The following is a 15,955-nucleotide window of genomic DNA, read 5'->3' as shown; positions in this document are numbered from 1 at the left end:
TAATACTAGTTTGTCGCACGTCGCAGCGAACAGGTCCCTCGGGAGGTTCGCTATCCACTTAGAGAAAAGGTGATTTCCATGGCGGAACAACTATCCACAGGTAAGTGCGATTCACCGTTACTCCAAGCCTTCGTCGACAACCGCAGCATCCTGGTCAAAATCGCAGCGCGCATTACCGGCTGCCGCTCACGGGCCGAGGATGTGGTACAGGACGCTTTTTTCCGGCTCAACTCCGCTCCGCAGATCACCTCGTCGTTCAAGGCGCAACTGAGCTACCTGTTCCAGATCGTGCGCAACCTGGCAATCGACCATTACCGCAAGCAGGCAATGGAGATGAAATATTCAGGCACTGAAGAAGAAGGCATGAATGTCGTCATCCACGGCGCATCGCCCGAGGCTGCGCACATCAACTTCGCCACCCTCGAACATATCGCCGAAGCCCTGACCGAGCTGCCCCCACGCACCCGCTACGCCTTCGAGATGTACCGTTTGCACGGCGTTCCGCAGAAAGACATCGCCAAGGAACTCGGCGTTTCGCCCACCCTGGTCAACTTCATGATTCGCGATGCCCTGGTGCATTGCCGCAAGGTTTCCAACGCTCGCGGGGCTGGCCCGCTGAACTGAAATCACAGCCGTTCGGATGATCAGGGCCCGCTCAGTGACGGTGCGGCTCGATCACCTGGATCTGGTAGGGATTGAAGATTCTCAGCAACTCGCCGTTGGCCCGCAGTCGATCCAGCAACGCCGCGAACTCCTCGCCACTGATTTTCGCCTGCGGACGCAGCAGGGCGTAGTGGTGATAGACCTGATCGATCCGCTCCGACGCCAGCAACTGCCCGACGCTTTCCGGATTTCGCACCATGTAGTCGCTCAGGTACGAACGCGTCACCAGCGCGATATCGGCGCGGCCACGCTGCACCATCAGCAGGTTGCTGTCGTGGGAATAGGTCAGCGTGGCGTTGAAGGTCTTGGCCAGGTAGCGGCCATCAGAATTGAAGCCGGCAAAGGCATAGTGATAGCCGTTGAACAGCGCCAAACGTTTGCCGTCCAGACGGGTGAAATACTGCTGGTCGTGATCGCGGGTGCGCTGGGCAACGAAGACCTCGGCATCCTCCAGCCCCATGTCGACGGCGACATGCGGGATATCCTGCCAACCCCAGTCGGGGTTCTCGAAGATCGCCATATCGACCCGCCCTTCCTGGAAATCACGAAAACGTCGCGGGATCGAGGTGGGCACCAGCACGAAGTGATACAGGCTTTGCACGTTGTTCAGCGCTTGCGCCAGTTGCGGCAACAGCCCCGTGTCATCGCCCTGCTCCGGGCGCACCGTATACGGGGGAAAATGTGCCGCGCCGATTCTGATTTCGACGGTGTCGAGGGCGAGAGCCGCGTCGGCCTGCCAGGCCAGGGCAAAACACAATAGCAAGGACAATACCCGCGGTATTGGCGCTGGAATCAAGATGACGACTCTCACAGGGTGGATCTGTCTAAGCTAGGCGTTTTCAAGGGGTAGTACAACCCGCCGCATGCGCCATTTTCGAGCATCAGGGCAAAACGCCATGGGATATCGCAGACGCCCGTGTTTGGCTACGCTTGGACGACATCTTGGGTAGGGAATCTGTTATGGGCCATTGGTTGGTGATCGACCTGGAAGCCACCACCGACGACGGTGGCTGGCCGATCACGGATATGGAAGTTATCGAAATAGGCGCCAGCCTGGTCAATCGCGAAGGCCGGGAGGTGGATCATTTCCAGCGTTTCGTGAAACCGCGGCGACGTCCGCAACTCACGGTGTTCTGCCGTGAGCTGACGCACATCAGCCAGGCCAACGTCGACGGGGCACAGCCGTTCAACGAGGTCTGGGCGCAATTCGAGCGCTGGCTGGGCCATTACCAGCCACGCCTGGAGGGCTGGACCAGTTGGGGCGACTACGACCGCAAGCAGTTGCTGCAGGAATGGCAGGCCAACGGCCTCGAAAGCCTGCTCAGCAGCGTCCCCCACCTCAACCTCAAGCAGCACTTTGCCAAGGCCCGCCAGTTGAAGCGGCCTATGGGCCTGAACAGCGCGCTGCAATTGGCCGGCCTGCAGTTCAGCGGGCAACAGCACCGAGCCCTTGAAGACGCCCGCAATACCGCCCGGCTGCTACCGCTGACACTCCCGGTCCAGGGCACCTGAAAGCGGATGACGGGACCAGAAGGCTTGGGCATACTGGCCGGCCTTTTTGGTCCCTTTTTCTTGCAGGAGTCGCCCATGTTTAAGGTCAACGAGTACTTTGATGGCACGGTCAAGTCCATCGCGTTCGGCACTGCCGAAGGTCCGGCTACGATCGGCGTCATGGCCCCGGGCGAATACGAGTTCGGCACTGCCCAGCGCGAAATCATGCACGTGGTGTCCGGCGCCCTGACCGTGAAGCTGCCTGACAGCGACAACTGGGAAACCTTCTCCAGCGGCAGCCAGTTCAACGTACCGGCCAACGCCAAGTTCCAGCTGAAGGTCGCGGTCGACACCGCTTACCTGTGCGAATACCGCGACTGATTCAGCTCGCTCATTTGCTCGAAGCCAGCTCCCCCTGTGGGAGCTCGCCCACATAGTTCACTATCCTCTGCGCCGCCGTCCGCAGATGATCCGCATGACTGAACCCTGAAGCCTTCAACGGCTTGAGGTCATGGTCAGCCGCGTCCAGCCAGCACACCTCGATCGCCGGCGACAGTTCATACCCCTCCACCGTTTGCCGATTGCCCAACGCATCCCGCTCGCCCTGGATAATCAGCGTCGGCGTGCGCAGTTGCGCCAAGTGCGCCACCCGCGGCTTCTCCGGTTTGCCTGCGGCATAGAACGGATAACCCAGGCAAATCAGCGCATCCGCGCCCAATTCGTCCGCCAGCAAGCTGGCCATCCGCCCGCCCATGGACTTGCCACCCATGACCAGCGGCCCAGCGACCAATGGTCGCACCTCCCGATAGACCTCCCGCCAGCAGTCGAGCAATACCGCCTGGGGATTCGGCGGCCTTTTGCCACCACCCGAGCGGCGCTGAGCCATGTAGGGAAACTCGAAGCGCAGTACACCCAGCCCTTGCCCGGCAAGCCTTTGCGCCATGTCCTGCATGAAATCGCTGTCCATCGGCGCGCCCGCCCCGTGGGCCAGGATCAGACAGCCCCTGGCACCGCCATCTGCCTGATTTTCCGGGGCATTCCATAACCACCCCCGCATTTTCAGCCGCTGCGCCCATTGATCCCCGTCAATACCGGAGATTCGCCCATTACTCATGCTTGCCTCGCTGTTTAGCCTGCCTATAACCGTGGATGGGAACCCATACATGAACACAACCTGCAGTACCGCCTACAACTACAAGGTGGTCCGCCAATTCGCCATTATGACGGTGGTGTGGGGAATCGTCGGGATGGGGCTCGGCGTTTTCATCGCCGCGCAACTCGTCTGGCCTGCCCTCAACTTCGACCTTCCCTGGACCAGCTTCGGGCGCCTGCGCCCTCTGCATACCAACGCGGTGATTTTCGCCTTCGGTGGTTGCGCGCTGTTTGCCAGTTCTTTCTACTCGGTGCAGCGTACCTGCCAAACCCAACTGTTCGCGCCCGCCCTCGCGGCGTTCGTGTTCTGGGGCTGGCAACTGGTGATCCTGCTGGCCGCCATTACCCTGCCGCTGGGTTACACCAGCTCCAAGGAATACGCCGAGCTGGAGTGGCCGATCGATATCCTGATCACCATCGTCTGGGTGGCGTACGCCGTGGTGTTCTTCGGTACGCTGATCAAGCGCAATACCAAGCACATCTACGTGGGTAACTGGTTCTTCGGTGCGTTCATCATCACCGTGGCGATCCTGCACCTCGTCAACAACATGGAACTGCCGGTCAGCCTGACCAAGTCCTACTCGCTGTACAGCGGCGCCACCGACGCCATGGTGCAGTGGTGGTACGGCCACAACGCCGTAGGCTTCTTCCTCACCGCCGGCTTCCTCGGGATGATGTACTACTTCGTACCGAAGCAGGCTGAACGCCCGGTCTACTCCTATCGCCTGTCCATCGTGCACTTCTGGGCGCTGATCACCCTGTACATCTGGGCCGGTCCGCACCACCTGCACTACACCGCGCTGCCGGACTGGGCACAATCGCTGGGCATGATCATGTCCCTGGTGCTGCTGGCACCAAGCTGGGGCGGCATGATCAACGGCATGATGACCCTCTCGGGCGCCTGGCATAAGCTGCGCAGCGACCCGATCCTGCGTTTCCTCGTGGTTTCGCTGGCGTTCTACGGCATGTCGACCTTCGAAGGTCCGATGATGGCGATCAAGACCGTCAACGCCCTGTCCCACTACACCGACTGGACCATCGGCCACGTACACGCCGGCGCTCTTGGCTGGGTTGCGATGATCTCCATCGGCGCGCTGTACCACATGATTCCGAAAGTCTTCGGCCGTACCCAGATGCACAGCATCGGCCTGATCAACGCGCACTTCTGGCTCGCCACCATCGGCACCGTGCTCTACATCGCCTCGATGTGGGTCAACGGTATCGCCCAGGGCCTGATGTGGCGTGCAGTCAACGCCGACGGCACCCTCACCTACTCCTTCGTTGAAACCCTGGTGGCCAGCCACCCTGGCTTCATCGTGCGGTTCGTCGGTGGTGCAATCTTCCTGACCGGCATGCTGCTGATGGCCTGGAACACCTGGCGCACCGTGCGTGCCCCGGCTCCGGCAACCGCAGACGCTTCCGCGCAGCTGGCCTGAGGACTAGGACATGAAACACGAAGCTATTGAAAAGAACGTCTTCCTGCTGGTGCTGCTGATGGTCCTGGCCGTCAGCATCGGCGGCCTGACCCAGATCGTTCCGCTGTTCTTCCAGGACGTCACCAACAAGCCGGTCGAAGGCATGAAACCCTACACCGCGCTGCAACTGGAAGGCCGCGACATCTACATCCGCGAAGGCTGCGTGGGCTGCCACTCGCAGATGATCCGTCCGTTCCGCGCCGAGACCGAGCGCTACGGCCACTACTCGGTGGCTGGCGAGAGCGTCTGGGACCACCCGTTCCTGTGGGGTTCCAAGCGTACCGGTCCTGACCTGGCCCGCGTTGGCGGCCGCTACTCCGATGACTGGCACCGCGCGCACTTGTACAACCCGCGCAACGTCGTGCCTGAGTCGAAGATGCCTTCGTACCCGTGGCTCGTCGCCCAACAGGTCGATACCAGCCACACCGAAGCCAAGCTCAAAGCAATGCGCACCCTCGGCGTGCCGTACACCGACGACGACATCAGCGGTGCCGTCGCCTCGGTCAAGGGCAAAACCGAAATGGACGCGCTGGTCGCCTACCTGCAGGTGCTCGGCACCGCGATCAAGAACAAGAGGTAAGCGCCATGGACTTCACCCTGGATATCGGCCAGTTGCGAGGCCTGGGCACCCTGGTGGTGGCCATCGCCTTCATCGGCCTGTCGCTCTGGGTTTTCAACCGTCGCCGTGACCGTGAATTCGCCGAAGCGAGCCTGCTGCCCTTTGCCGACGAGCGCCTGCCTGGCGCCGAAAAAGAAAACGCCTTGAGGAGTACCCGGCAATGACCACCTTCTGGAGTACGTACATCAGCGTACTGACCATCGGTAGCCTGATCGGCCTGACCTGGTTGCTGCTGTCCACCCGCAAGGGTGAGCAGCCAGGCACCACGGACCAGACCATGGGCCACAGCTTCGATGGCATCGAGGAATACGACAATCCGCTGCCACGCTGGTGGTTCTGGCTGTTCGTCGGCACTTTGGTGTTCGCCGTCGGTTACCTGGTCCTCTACCCGGGCCTGGGCAACTGGAAAGGCATCCTGCCCGGCTATGAAAATGGCTGGACCGGCGCAAACGAATGGCAGAAAGAAATGGACCGCGCCGACGCCAAGTACGGCCCGATCTTCGCCAAGTTCGCTGCCATGCCGGTGGAAGAAGTGGCCAAGGATCCGCAAGCACTGAAAATGGGGGGCCGCCTGTTCGCCTCCAACTGCTCGGTGTGCCACGGTTCCGACGCCAAGGGTTCCTACGGCTTCCCCAATCTGACCGACAAGGACTGGCGCTGGGGCGGCGAAGCGGAAACCATCAAGGCTTCCATCATGCTCGGTCGTCACGGTGTGATGCCGGCCTGGTCCGAAGTGATCGGTGAGCAAGGTGTGGCAGACGTTGCTGCATTCGTGCTGACCAACCTCGATGGCCGCAGCCTGCCGGAAGGCACCAAGGCTGACGCCGCCAACGGCCAGAAAATCTTCGCCGCCAACTGCGTGGCGTGCCACGGTCCGGAAGGCAAGGGCACTCCAGCAATGGGCGCACCGAACCTGACTCACCCGCAAGCGTTCATCTACGGCTCGAGCTTTGCCCAACTGCAGCAGACCATCCGTTACGGCCGTCAGGGCCAGATGCCTGCACAGCAGGACATTCAAGGCAACGACAAGGTCCACTTGCTGGCCGCCTACGTCTATAGCCTTTCGCAGGACGGCGACAAGACTTCTGCACGGTGACACTTCAGTCCATCTGAGCATTGACTGAAAACGCCGCATCCGAACCGGGTGCGGCGTTCCTGTTTGTATGTGCGACCAAGTGTCGCACCCCTCCGCACCCCCTCCTTGCACCCCCTCTGAACGGGACTAAGCTTGTTGCCACATGTGGCTGGAAGCGATGTCGCGCATGCACCTCTGTTTGGTTCATCACATGTCATCGTGCCAGCGCAAAGGCTGGCGATTGCCGGCTTTGCTCCGTTTTCACGGGGTGAAAAAGCGGCGTCTCACAGGGTTTTCCAGGCCTTGGGAAGCGTGCAATCCACTCTAAAAATGGTGCACATAAACAAGATAATATTGTGTACAATTTGCGCGGTAGACGGGTCGGAAGGGCCGTAAAACAGGCCCTGGCGGGGTGTGGAACAGATTCCCTTGCGTTGCAATACCCACACTGCTTGTAGATACTTGCGCCGATTTTTCTACCTACAAAAACACCTATAAAACCGTGGAACCTTAGAATGAGCACAGCTATCAGTCCGACTGCTTATAACTATAAGGTCGTCCGCCAGTTCGCCATCATGACGGTGGTCTGGGGGATCCTTGGCATGGCCCTCGGTGTCTTCATCGCCTCGCAACTGGTCTGGCCGCAACTCAACCTTGACCTGCCGTGGACGAGCTTTGGACGCCTGCGCCCCCTGCACACCAACCTGGTGATCTTCGCCTTCGGCGGTTGTGCACTGTTCGCCACCTCCTATTACGTCGTGCAGCGTACCTGCCAGACGCGACTGATCTCCGACAGCCTCGCAGCCTTCACCTTCTGGGGTTGGCAAGCGGTCATCGTCGGCGCTCTGATCACCCTGCCCATGGGTTACACCACCACCAAGGAATACGCCGAACTGGAATGGCCGCTCGCCATCCTGCTGGCCATTGTCTGGGTGACCTACGCCGTGGTGTTCTTCGGAACCGTGGTCAAGCGCAAGACCAAACACATCTATGTCGGCAACTGGTTCTACGGTGCCTTCATCCTGGTTACCGCGATGCTGCACATCGTCAACCACATCTCGTTGCCGGTGAGCTTCTTCAAGTCGTACTCGGCCTATGCCGGCGCGACCGACGCGATGATCCAGTGGTGGTACGGCCACAACGCCGTGGGCTTCTTCCTGACCACCGGCTTCCTCGGGATGATGTACTACTTCGTACCGAAGCAGGCCGAGCGCCCGATCTACTCGTATCGCCTGTCCATCGTGCACTTCTGGGCGCTGATCACCCTGTACATCTGGGCCGGTCCGCACCACCTGCACTACACCGCCCTGCCCGACTGGGCACAATCGCTGGGCATGGTGATGTCGATCATCCTGCTGGCGCCAAGCTGGGGCGGCATGATCAACGGCATGATGACCCTCTCGGGCGCCTGGCATAAGCTGCGCACCGACCCGATCCTGCGTTTCCTCGTGGTTTCGCTGGCGTTCTACGGCATGTCGACCTTCGAAGGCCCGATGATGGCCATCAAGACCGTCAACTCGCTCTCGCACTACACCGACTGGACCATCGGCCACGTACACGCCGGCGCTCTGGGCTGGGTTGCGATGATCTCCATCGGCGCCATTTACCACATGATTCCGAAGCTCTACGGCCGCGTGCAGATGCACAGCGTCGGCCTGATCAACGCGCACTTCTGGCTCGCCACCATCGGTACCGTGCTCTACATCGCCTCGATGTGGGTCAACGGCATCACCCAGGGTCTGATGTGGCGTGCGATCAACGATGACGGCACCCTCACCTACTCCTTCGTCGAAGCGCTGCAAGCCAGCCATCCGGGCTACATCGTTCGCGCCCTGGGCGGTGCGTTCTTCGCCTCCGGCATGCTGCTGATGGCCTACAACGTCCTGCGCACTGTTCGCGCCTCGAAACCGGCCGAAGCTGAAGCCGCCGCTCAGATCGTCGTAGTGGGAGCCCACTGATGAAGCACGAAGTAGTCGAGAAGAATATTGGCCTGCTGGCCTTCTTCATGGTCATCGCCGTGAGCATCGGCGGCCTGACCCAGATCGTTCCGCTGTTCTTCCAGGACGTCACCAACAAGCCGGTCGAAGGCATGAAGCCGCGCACCGCGCTGGAGCTGGAAGGCCGTGACGTGTACATCCGCGAAGGCTGCGTAGGCTGCCACTCGCAGATGATCCGTCCGTTCCGCGCCGAGACCGAGCGCTACGGCCACTACTCGGTGGCCGGTGAAAGCGTCTGGGACCACCCGTTCCTGTGGGGTTCCAAGCGTACCGGTCCGGACCTGGCACGGGTGGGTGGTCGTTACTCCGATGACTGGCACCGCGCGCACCTGTACAACCCGCGCAACGTCGTACCCGAGTCGAAAATGCCGTCCTACCCGTGGCTGGTAGAGAACAAGCTCGACGGCAAAGACACCGCCAAGAAGATGGAAGTCCTGCGCACCCTGGGCACGCCGTACACCGATGCTGACATCGACGGTGCTCGCGACGCGGTCAAGGGCAAGACTGAAATGGACGCCCTGGTCGCCTACCTGCAGGGTCTGGGCACCATCATCAAAAGCAAACGGTGATTGCGATGGATATCGGGATGATTCGTGGCCTGGGCACCGTCGTGGTGATGGTGGCCTTCGTGGGCCTGGCGTTGTGGGTGTTCAGTTCTCGGCGCAAGTCCGAGTTCGACGAAGCGACACTGCTGCCCTTCGCGGATGATCCCGAAGCCAGCGAGCACGTCGAACAAGCGCAAGCGCAAGCGAAAGCGTCTAGGAGTAACAACGAATGACTACCTTCTGGAGTCTGTACGTCACCGTTCTGAGTCTGGGTACCATCTTTGCCCTGACCTGGCTGCTGCTGTCCACCCGCAAGGGCCAGCGTAGCGAAACCACCGAAGAAACCGTGGGCCACTCCTTCGATGGCATCGAGGAGTACGACAACCCGCTGCCGAAATGGTGGTTCATGCTGTTCGTCGGCACCATCATCTTCGCTCTCGGCTACCTGGCGCTGTACCCGGGCCTGGGCAACTGGAAAGGCATCCTGCCCGGCTACCAGTACCTGGACACCGACAAGAAGACTGACTTCGCCAACGGTCAGGCCGGCTGGACCGGCGTTCACGAGTGGGAAAAGGAGATGCAGCGGGCCGACGCCAAGTTCGGGCCGATCTTCGCCAAATTCGCAGCCATGCCCATCGAAGAAGTAGCGAAAGATCCGCAAGCCCTGAAAATGGGCGGGCGCCTTTTCGCCTCAAACTGCTCGGTCTGCCACGGTTCCGACGCCAAGGGTTCCTACGGCTTCCCCAACCTCACCGACAGCGACTGGCGCTGGGGCGGCGAGCCGCAAACCATCAAGCAGACCATCATGGCTGGCCGCCACGGCGTGATGCCGGCGTGGTCTGAAGTGATCGGCGAGCAAGGCGTGGCCGACGTTGCTGCATTCGTGCTGACCAACCTCGATGGCCGCACCCTGCCGGAAGGCACCAAGGCTGACGCCGCCAACGGCCAGAAGATCTTCGCCGCCAACTGCGTGGCCTGCCACGGTCCGGAAGGCAAGGGGACTCCAGCGATGGGCGCGCCGAACCTGACTCACCCGCAGGCGTTCATCTACGGTTCGAGCTTCGCCCAACTGCAGCAAACCATCCGCTACGGCCGTCAGGGCCAGATGCCGGCGCAGCAGGAAATCCAGGGCAACGACAAGGTCCACCTGCTGGCGGCGTATGTCTGGAGCCTGTCGCAGAAAGACCAGAAACCGGCTGAGGCTCAGTAAGTTTCACGGCTGACAAAAGGCTCCGTCAGTGCAGACTGGTGGGGCCTTTTTTCTTGGTGGGGATGCAGAGGTGTTTTTTCAGGGGCTCAATCACCCTGGTCATGACCTGGATCAATTGACACCGCCAATACACCATTGTCGAGCATTACCCAACGCGACCCAGTGTCGCACCCGCGCCCCAGAATGCCAGCACAGGCGTATCATGCGGGCCAGAGCAGAAACACTTCTGACTGCGGTCGGCATGCACTGACCGCGGCATCTTTCCACTGCCGTGGGACTGTAAACGATGAGCAAGCAGATTCCTGTACAAGACATCACCCCGCCTGCCAACAAGAAGAAAAACGAGAGCGTGGACCTCTACGCCGCGCGGGAAAAAATCTACACCCGAGCCTTCACCGGTATTTTCCGCAACCTGCGAATGGCAGGCGGCGCACTCCTCTTTCTCCTCTATTTCGGCACCGTCTGGCTGAACTGGGGCGGTCACCAGGCCGTCTGGTGGAATCTGCCGGAGCGCAAGTTCTACATCTTCGGCGCCACCATCTGGCCGCAGGATTTCATCCTCCTCTCCGGCATTCTTATCGTCGCCGCCTTCGGCCTGTTCTTCATCACCGTATTCGCCGGGCGCGTCTGGTGCGGCTACACCTGCCCGCAGAGCGTCTGGACCTGGATCTTCATGTGGTGCGAAAAGGTCACCGAAGGCGACCGCAACCAGCGCATGAAACTGGACAAGGCGCCGATGAGCGCCAACAAGGCTGCCCGCAAGACCGCCAAGCACACCCTCTGGCTGCTGATCGGCTTCGTCACCGGCATCACCTTCGTCGGCTATTTCGCACCGATCCGCGAACTGATGGTGGACTTCTTCACGGGTGAAGCGGACGGCTGGGCCTACTTCTGGGTCGGCTTCTTCACCCTCGCCACCTACGGCAACGCCGGCTGGCTGCGCGAACAGGTGTGTATTTACATGTGCCCGTACGCCCGCTTCCAGAGCGTGATGTTCGACAAGGACACCCTGATCGTTTCCTACGACCCGCGTCGCGGCGAGACCCGTGGCCCGCGTAAAAAAGACATCGACTACAAGGCCAAGGGCCTCGGCGACTGCATCGACTGCACCATGTGCGTCCAGGTCTGCCCGACCGGCATCGACATCCGCGACGGCCTGCAGATCGAGTGCATCGGCTGTGCTGCCTGCATCGACGCCTGCGACAACATCATGGACAAGATGAACTACCCGCGCGGCCTGATCAGCTACACCACCGAGCACAACCTGTCCGGGCAGAAGACCCACATGCTGCGGCCGCGGCTGATCGGCTACTTCGTGGTCCTGCTGGTGATGATCGGCGCGCTCGCCAGCGCCTTCTTCATGCGTTCGCTGGTAGGCTTCGACGTCAGCAAGGACCGGGTGCTCTACCGCGAAAACGCCCAGGGCCGGATCGAGAACGTCTACAGCCTGAAAGTGATGAACAAGGATCAGCACGACCACGTCTACGTGCTGGAAGCCGAGGGCCTGCCGGGACTGCGCCTGGAAGGCGCACGGGAGATCCGCGTGGCGGCCGGCGACATCGTCAGCCTGCCGGTACAACTGTCGGTGGCGCCGGAACAACTGCCGTCGACCACCAACGACGTCACCTTCATCCTCAAGGACGCCGACGACAGCGGCACCGAGGTTGAAGCCAAGAGCCGGTTCATCGGCCCGCAAATCCGCTAAGAGAGTCTTTCAATGCCTGCAGCAAGCGCTCACAGCCCCTGGTACAAGCACCTCTGGCCCTGGATCATCATCGGCATTTTGGCCACCTCGGTGACCCTGAGCCTGACCATGGTCAGCATTGCCGTGAACAACCCGGACAACCTGGTCAACGACAACTACTACGAGGCCGGCAAGGGCATCAACCGCTCACTGGACCGCGAACTGCTGGCGCAGACCCTCAACCTCAAGGCCAGCGTGCACCTGGACGAAGTCATCGGCGAAGTCGAACTGCGCCTGAGCGGTGACAGCCAGCCGCAGGCCCTAGAGCTCAATCTGATCTCGCCGACCCAGCCGGAGAAGGACCGCAAGATCGCCCTGACCCTGAGCAGCGAGCCGGGTCGGTATCTGGGCCAACTGGATGATCGGGTCGAAGGTCGTCGCTTCGTCGAACTGCTGGGAACCCAGGAAGGCAAGACCTGGCGGCTGTTCGAAGAGGAAGATGTTGCACACGACGTGACCCTGATGCTGGGTGACGAGGCGCTCAAGGGGGCTGAGCACCTCGATAAATAAACCGCCAACGCACGCACGCTCGCGCCTTACCTCTGTAGGAGCGAGCGTGCTCGCGATGCGACCCACACCATAAATCTGCACTAAGACAGCCATGACCACCCCCACGCCTTGCTACCACTGTGCCCTGCCCGTCCCGGCCGGGAGCCGCTTCACCGCCGTGGTCCTCGGCGAGGCGCGGGAATTCTGCTGCCCTGGCTGCCAGGCGGTGGCCGAGGCCATCGTCGCCGGCAAACTGGAGAGCTACTACCAGCACCGCAGCGAAGCCAGCGCCAACCCCGACGCCCTGCCGCGGCAACTGGTGGACGAACTGGCCCTGTACGACCGCGCCGACGTCCAGCAACCCTTCGTCCGACATGATGGCGAGCTGGCGGAAACCACCCTACTGATCGAAGGCATCAGTTGCGCGGCGTGCGGCTGGCTGATCGAGAAACACCTGCGCGGCGTACCCGGGGTCGCCGAGGCCCGCCTCAACCTGTCCAACCATCGCTTGCTGGTGAGTTGGGCCGACAGCCAGTTGCCGCTGTCGAAGCTGCTCGCCGAACTGCGCCACATCGGCTACGCCGCCCATCCGTACCAGCCCGACCGCGCCGCCGAACAACTGGCCAGCGAGAACCGCACCGCCCTGCGCCAACTCGGCGTCGCCGGGCTGCTGTGGTTCCAGGCGATGATGGCAACCATGGCCACCTGGCCGGAATTCAACATCGACCTCAGCCCCGAGCTGCACATCATCCTGCGCTGGGTGGCGATGTTTCTGACCACACCCATCGTCTTCTACAGTTGCGCGCCGTTCTTCCGCGGCGCCGCCCGCGACCTGCGCACCCGCCACCTCACCATGGACGTCTCGGTCTCGCTGGCCATTGGCCTGGCCTACGGTGCCGGTATCTGGACCGCGATCACCGGCAGCGGCGAGCTGTACTTCGACGCGGTGGGGATGTTTGCCCTGTTCCTGTTGGCCGGGCGCTACCTGGAACGCCGCGCCCGCGAGCGCACCGCCGCCGCCACCGCGCAACTGGTCAATCTGCTGCCGGCCTCGTGCCTGCGCCTGGACGACACCGGCAACAGCGAGCGGATTCTGCTGCGCGAACTGCAGATCGGCGACCGCATCCTGGTCCAGCCGGGCGCGGTACTGCCGGCGGACGGACGGATCGTCGAAGGTCAATCGAGCGTCGATGAATCGCTGCTGACCGGCGAATACCTGCCCCATCCGCGCCAGCGCGGCGATGCCGTCACCGCTGGCACCCTCAACGTGGAAAGCGCGCTGACCGTGGAAGTTATGGCGCTCGGCCACGACACCCGACTCTCGGCGATCGTGCGCCTGCTGGAGCGGGCTCAGTCGGAAAAACCGCGACTGGCAGAAATCGCCGACCGCGCTTCGCAATGGTTCCTGCTGTTCAGCCTGATCGCCGCCGCAGGCATCGGCCTGGTGTGGTGGCAGATCGATCCGTCACGGGCTTTCTGGATTGTTCTGGCGATGCTGGTGGCCACTTGCCCTTGCGCCCTCTCCCTCGCCACCCCGACCGCCCTCACCGCCGCCACCGGCACCCTGCACAGCCTCGGCCTGTTGCTGACCCGCGGCCATGTGCTGGAAGGCCTGAACCAGATCGACACGGTGATCTTCGACAAGACCGGCACCCTCACCGAAGGCCGCCTGACCCTGCGCTCGATCCGTCCGCTGGGCGCGCTGGACGCCGATCATTGCCTGCGCCTTGCCGCCGCCCTGGAAAACCGCTCCGAGCACCCCATCGCCCGCGCCTTCGGCCGCACCGTGGCGGTGGCGGACGCCGTTCAGAGCAGCCCCGGCCTGGGTCTGGAAGGCCGAGTCGAAGAGCGCCTGCTGCGTATCGGCCAGCCGGCATTCGTCTGCGCGTTGAGCGGTGCGGCAGTGCCCGCCATGCCGGACGAACCCGGACAATGGCTGTTGCTGGGCGATAGCCAGGGCCCGCTGGCCTGGTTCGTTCTTGACGACAGGCTGCGCGTCGATGCCGCCGACCTGCTGGACGCCTGCCGCGCCCGTGGCTGGAAAACCCTGCTGCTGTCCGGCGACAGCTCGCCGATGGTTGCCAGCGTCGCCGCCGAACTGCGCATCGACCAGGCTATCGGCGGCCTGCGCCCGGACGACAAGCTGCAACAACTGAAAGCCCTGCAGGCCGAAGGCCGCAAGGTGCTGATGCTTGGTGACGGGGTCAACGACGTGCCGGTCCTGGCCGCCGCCGACATCAGCATCGCCATGGGCTCGGCCACCGACCTGGCCAAGACCAGCGCCGACGCGGTGCTGCTGTCCAATCGCCTGGACACCCTGGTGCAGGCCTTCAGCCTCGCGCGGCGCACACGGCGGATCATCATCGAAAACCTGCTCTGGGCCGGTCTGTATAATGGCCTCATGCTGCCGTTCGCCGCCCTGGGCTGGATCACACCGATATGGGCGGCGGTCGGCATGTCGGTCAGCTCGCTGATCGTGGTCCTCAATGCCCTGCGCCTGACCCGGCTGCGCGGCGCGCCGGCGTCAAACCGTCCGGCCAGCGCCACCCACCCCGCAACGGCCTGACCAGGAGATCCCATGCCCGCCCTCTACGTGATGATTCCTGCCGCCCTGGTACTCGTCGGCATCGCCCTGTACATCTTCTTCTGGGCGGTGGACAGCGGCCAGTACGAAGACCTCGACGGCCCGGCCCACAGCATCCTCTTCGACGACCAGGACCCAAAGCACCAAGCCGCGGTGCAAGAACGACAGGACCCGCCGAACGCCAACCCCGACGAGCCGAAAGAGCCCAAGCCCCGTGTCTGACCTGCTACCCCTGGTGAGTTCGGCACTGATCCTCGGCCTGCTGGGCGGTGGCCACTGCCTGGGGATGTGCGGCGGTCTGATGGGCGCCCTCACCCTCGCCATCCCGCCGGAACAACGCGGCCGTCGCCTGCAACTGTTGCTGGCCTACAACCTCGGTCGCGTACTCAGCTACGCCAGCGCCGGGCTGCTGCTGGGCCTCGCCGGCTGGGCGCTGGCCGGGAGCCCCTTGGCCACGGCGATGCGCGTGGTCGCGGCGCTGCTGCTCATCAGCATGGGCCTGTACCTGGCCGGCTGGTGGAGCGGCCTGACCCGCATCGAAAGCCTCGGCCGCGGCCTGTGGCGGCATATCCAGCCAGTGGCGACGCGTCTGCTGCCGGTCTCCAGCGTGCCGCGGGCCTTGCTGTTGGGCGCGCTGTGGGGCTGGTTGCCGTGCGGTTTGGTCTACAGCACCCTGCTCTGGGCCGCCAGCCAGGGCAACGCGGTGGACAGTGCCCTGCTGATGCTGGCCTTCGGTGTCGGCACCTGGCCGATATTGCTGGCCACCGGCCTCGCCGCCGAGCGCAGCAACGCCCTGCTGCGCCGCCGTGGCGTGCGGGTAGCCGGGGGACTGCTGGTGATCCTGTTCGGGCTGTGGACCCTGCCCGGCCCGCACCAGCACTGGCTGATGGGTCACTGAAGCGGATTTGATA

General features: G+C 62.6%; 18 protein-coding genes. 16 read left to right on the top strand and 2 right to left on the bottom strand.

The window, feature by feature from the left end; all coding sequences use genetic code 11:
• Positions 1 to 78: 78 nt before the first annotated feature.
• A complete protein-coding gene (locus tag NTD82_RS17005) occupies positions 79 to 624 on the top strand; it encodes an RNA polymerase factor sigma-70 (protein WP_095157070.1) in 546 nt (181 codons plus the stop codon).
• 31 nt (positions 625 to 655) lie between these two features.
• On the opposite strand, the gene NTD82_RS17000 is transcribed toward NTD82_RS17005, so the two are convergent.
• Positions 656 to 1,420, bottom strand: coding sequence for a substrate-binding periplasmic protein (locus NTD82_RS17000; protein WP_256587799.1), 765 nt, complete (start codon positions 1,418 to 1,420; stop codon positions 656 to 658).
• A gap of 203 nt (positions 1,421 to 1,623) precedes the next feature.
• Between NTD82_RS17000 and NTD82_RS16995 the strand changes: the two genes are divergently transcribed.
• Together NTD82_RS16995 and NTD82_RS16990 are read left to right on the top strand one after the other, a co-directional pair.
• Positions 1,624 to 2,175: an exonuclease domain-containing protein gene (locus NTD82_RS16995; protein WP_095157069.1), complete on the top strand. Its 552-nt coding sequence runs from the start codon at positions 1,624 to 1,626 to the stop codon at positions 2,173 to 2,175.
• A 75-nt stretch (positions 2,176 to 2,250) separates the two neighbouring features.
• Positions 2,251 to 2,535 carry a pyrimidine/purine nucleoside phosphorylase gene (locus NTD82_RS16990; protein ID WP_095157068.1) on the top strand — a complete coding sequence of 95 codons (285 nt, stop codon included), beginning with the start codon at positions 2,251 to 2,253 and terminating at the stop codon, positions 2,533 to 2,535.
• Positions 2,536 to 2,545: 10 nt separating this feature from the next.
• Here NTD82_RS16990 and NTD82_RS16985 read toward each other — a convergent pair whose 3' ends face one another.
• Entirely contained in the window at positions 2,546 to 3,268 is a 723-nt protein-coding gene (locus NTD82_RS16985; RefSeq protein WP_095157131.1) for an alpha/beta family hydrolase, read from the bottom strand.
• Positions 3,269 to 3,317: 49 nt separating this feature from the next.
• Here NTD82_RS16985 and ccoN (NTD82_RS16980) point away from each other — a divergent pair, with 49 nt between their 5' ends.
• The 13 genes from ccoN (NTD82_RS16980) (at position 3,318) to NTD82_RS16920 (ending at position 15,942) form a co-directional block, all read left to right on the top strand.
• Positions 3,318 to 4,742, top strand: a complete 1,425-nt coding sequence (gene ccoN / locus NTD82_RS16980; protein WP_095157067.1) for a cytochrome-c oxidase, cbb3-type subunit I — start codon at positions 3,318 to 3,320, stop codon at positions 4,740 to 4,742.
• Between the two features lie 10 nt (positions 4,743 to 4,752).
• A complete protein-coding gene (ccoO, locus tag NTD82_RS16975; protein WP_262129540.1) occupies positions 4,753 to 5,361 on the top strand; it encodes a cytochrome-c oxidase, cbb3-type subunit II in 609 nt (202 codons plus the stop codon).
• 5 nt (positions 5,362 to 5,366) lie between these two features.
• Entirely contained in the window at positions 5,367 to 5,564 is a 198-nt protein-coding gene (locus NTD82_RS16970; protein ID WP_095157065.1) for a cbb3-type cytochrome oxidase subunit 3, read from the top strand.
• A complete protein-coding gene (ccoP, locus tag NTD82_RS16965) occupies positions 5,561 to 6,496 on the top strand; it encodes a cytochrome-c oxidase, cbb3-type subunit III (RefSeq protein WP_095157064.1) in 936 nt (311 codons plus the stop codon). Before NTD82_RS16970 ends, ccoP (NTD82_RS16965) begins: the two co-directional genes overlap by 4 nt.
• Positions 6,497 to 6,990: 494 nt before the next feature.
• Positions 6,991 to 8,433 carry a cytochrome-c oxidase, cbb3-type subunit I gene (ccoN, locus tag NTD82_RS16960; protein ID WP_262129539.1) on the top strand — a complete coding sequence of 481 codons (1,443 nt, stop codon included), beginning with the start codon at positions 6,991 to 6,993 and terminating at the stop codon, positions 8,431 to 8,433.
• On the top strand, positions 8,433 to 9,041 hold the full coding sequence (gene ccoO / locus NTD82_RS16955) for a cytochrome-c oxidase, cbb3-type subunit II (protein ID WP_262129538.1): 609 nt from the start codon (positions 8,433 to 8,435) through the stop codon (positions 9,039 to 9,041). The genes ccoN (NTD82_RS16960) and ccoO (NTD82_RS16955) overlap by 1 nt, the downstream gene beginning before the upstream one ends.
• Before the next feature lie 5 nt (positions 9,042 to 9,046).
• A complete protein-coding gene (locus tag NTD82_RS16950; protein ID WP_095157061.1) occupies positions 9,047 to 9,250 on the top strand; it encodes a cbb3-type cytochrome oxidase subunit 3 in 204 nt (67 codons plus the stop codon).
• Entirely contained in the window at positions 9,247 to 10,227 is a 981-nt protein-coding gene (gene ccoP, locus NTD82_RS16945; protein WP_095157060.1) for a cytochrome-c oxidase, cbb3-type subunit III, read from the top strand. The genes NTD82_RS16950 and ccoP (NTD82_RS16945) overlap by 4 nt, the downstream gene beginning before the upstream one ends.
• Positions 10,228 to 10,513: 286 nt before the next feature.
• The gene (gene ccoG / locus NTD82_RS16940) at positions 10,514 to 11,932 is read left to right on the top strand and encodes a cytochrome c oxidase accessory protein CcoG (RefSeq protein ID WP_262129536.1); all 1,419 of its coding nucleotides are present in this window, start codon (positions 10,514 to 10,516) and stop codon (positions 11,930 to 11,932) included.
• 12 nt (positions 11,933 to 11,944) lie between these two features.
• On the top strand, positions 11,945 to 12,481 hold the full coding sequence (locus NTD82_RS16935) for a FixH family protein (protein ID WP_262129535.1): 537 nt from the start codon (positions 11,945 to 11,947) through the stop codon (positions 12,479 to 12,481).
• Between the two features lie 91 nt (positions 12,482 to 12,572).
• A complete protein-coding gene (locus NTD82_RS16930; protein WP_262129534.1) occupies positions 12,573 to 15,026 on the top strand; it encodes a heavy metal translocating P-type ATPase in 2,454 nt (817 codons plus the stop codon).
• 12 nt (positions 15,027 to 15,038) lie between these two features.
• On the top strand, positions 15,039 to 15,266 hold the full coding sequence (gene ccoS / locus NTD82_RS16925) for a cbb3-type cytochrome oxidase assembly protein CcoS (protein ID WP_262129533.1): 228 nt from the start codon (positions 15,039 to 15,041) through the stop codon (positions 15,264 to 15,266).
• Entirely contained in the window at positions 15,259 to 15,942 is a 684-nt protein-coding gene (locus NTD82_RS16920; protein WP_262129532.1) for a sulfite exporter TauE/SafE family protein, read from the top strand. Before ccoS ends, NTD82_RS16920 begins: the two co-directional genes overlap by 8 nt.
• Positions 15,943 to 15,955 lie beyond the last annotated feature (13 nt).

It is taken from the genome of Pseudomonas sp. 5P_5.1_Bac1 (assembly GCF_025466015.1).
Classification (GTDB): domain Bacteria; phylum Pseudomonadota; class Gammaproteobacteria; order Pseudomonadales; family Pseudomonadaceae; genus Aquipseudomonas.
The sequence above is the reverse complement of the archived record's forward strand: the minus strand, read 5'-3'. Positions and strand labels throughout refer to the sequence as shown.

Coding starts and splice junctions, on each gene's coding strand:
- NTD82_RS17005 (WP_095157070.1), top strand. CDS start 79: ATGGCGGAACAACTATCCACAGGTAAGTGCGATTCACCGTTACTCCAA.
- NTD82_RS16995 (WP_095157069.1), top strand. CDS start 1,624: ATGGGCCATTGGTTGGTGATCGACCTGGAAGCCACCACCGACGACGGT.
- NTD82_RS16990 (WP_095157068.1), top strand. CDS start 2,251: ATGTTTAAGGTCAACGAGTACTTTGATGGCACGGTCAAGTCCATCGCG.
- NTD82_RS16985 (WP_095157131.1), bottom strand. CDS start 3,268: ATGAGTAATGGGCGAATCTCCGGTATTGACGGGGATCAATGGGCGCAG.
- ccoN (WP_095157067.1), top strand. CDS start 3,318: ATGAACACAACCTGCAGTACCGCCTACAACTACAAGGTGGTCCGCCAA.
- ccoO (WP_262129540.1), top strand. CDS start 4,753: ATGAAACACGAAGCTATTGAAAAGAACGTCTTCCTGCTGGTGCTGCTG.
- NTD82_RS16970 (WP_095157065.1), top strand. CDS start 5,367: ATGGACTTCACCCTGGATATCGGCCAGTTGCGAGGCCTGGGCACCCTG.
- ccoP (WP_095157064.1), top strand. CDS start 5,561: ATGACCACCTTCTGGAGTACGTACATCAGCGTACTGACCATCGGTAGC.
- ccoN (WP_262129539.1), top strand. CDS start 6,991: ATGAGCACAGCTATCAGTCCGACTGCTTATAACTATAAGGTCGTCCGC.
- ccoO (WP_262129538.1), top strand. CDS start 8,433: ATGAAGCACGAAGTAGTCGAGAAGAATATTGGCCTGCTGGCCTTCTTC.
- NTD82_RS16950 (WP_095157061.1), top strand. CDS start 9,047: ATGGATATCGGGATGATTCGTGGCCTGGGCACCGTCGTGGTGATGGTG.
- ccoP (WP_095157060.1), top strand. CDS start 9,247: ATGACTACCTTCTGGAGTCTGTACGTCACCGTTCTGAGTCTGGGTACC.
- ccoG (WP_262129536.1), top strand. CDS start 10,514: ATGAGCAAGCAGATTCCTGTACAAGACATCACCCCGCCTGCCAACAAG.
- NTD82_RS16935 (WP_262129535.1), top strand. CDS start 11,945: ATGCCTGCAGCAAGCGCTCACAGCCCCTGGTACAAGCACCTCTGGCCC.
- NTD82_RS16930 (WP_262129534.1), top strand. CDS start 12,573: ATGACCACCCCCACGCCTTGCTACCACTGTGCCCTGCCCGTCCCGGCC.
- ccoS (WP_262129533.1), top strand. CDS start 15,039: ATGCCCGCCCTCTACGTGATGATTCCTGCCGCCCTGGTACTCGTCGGC.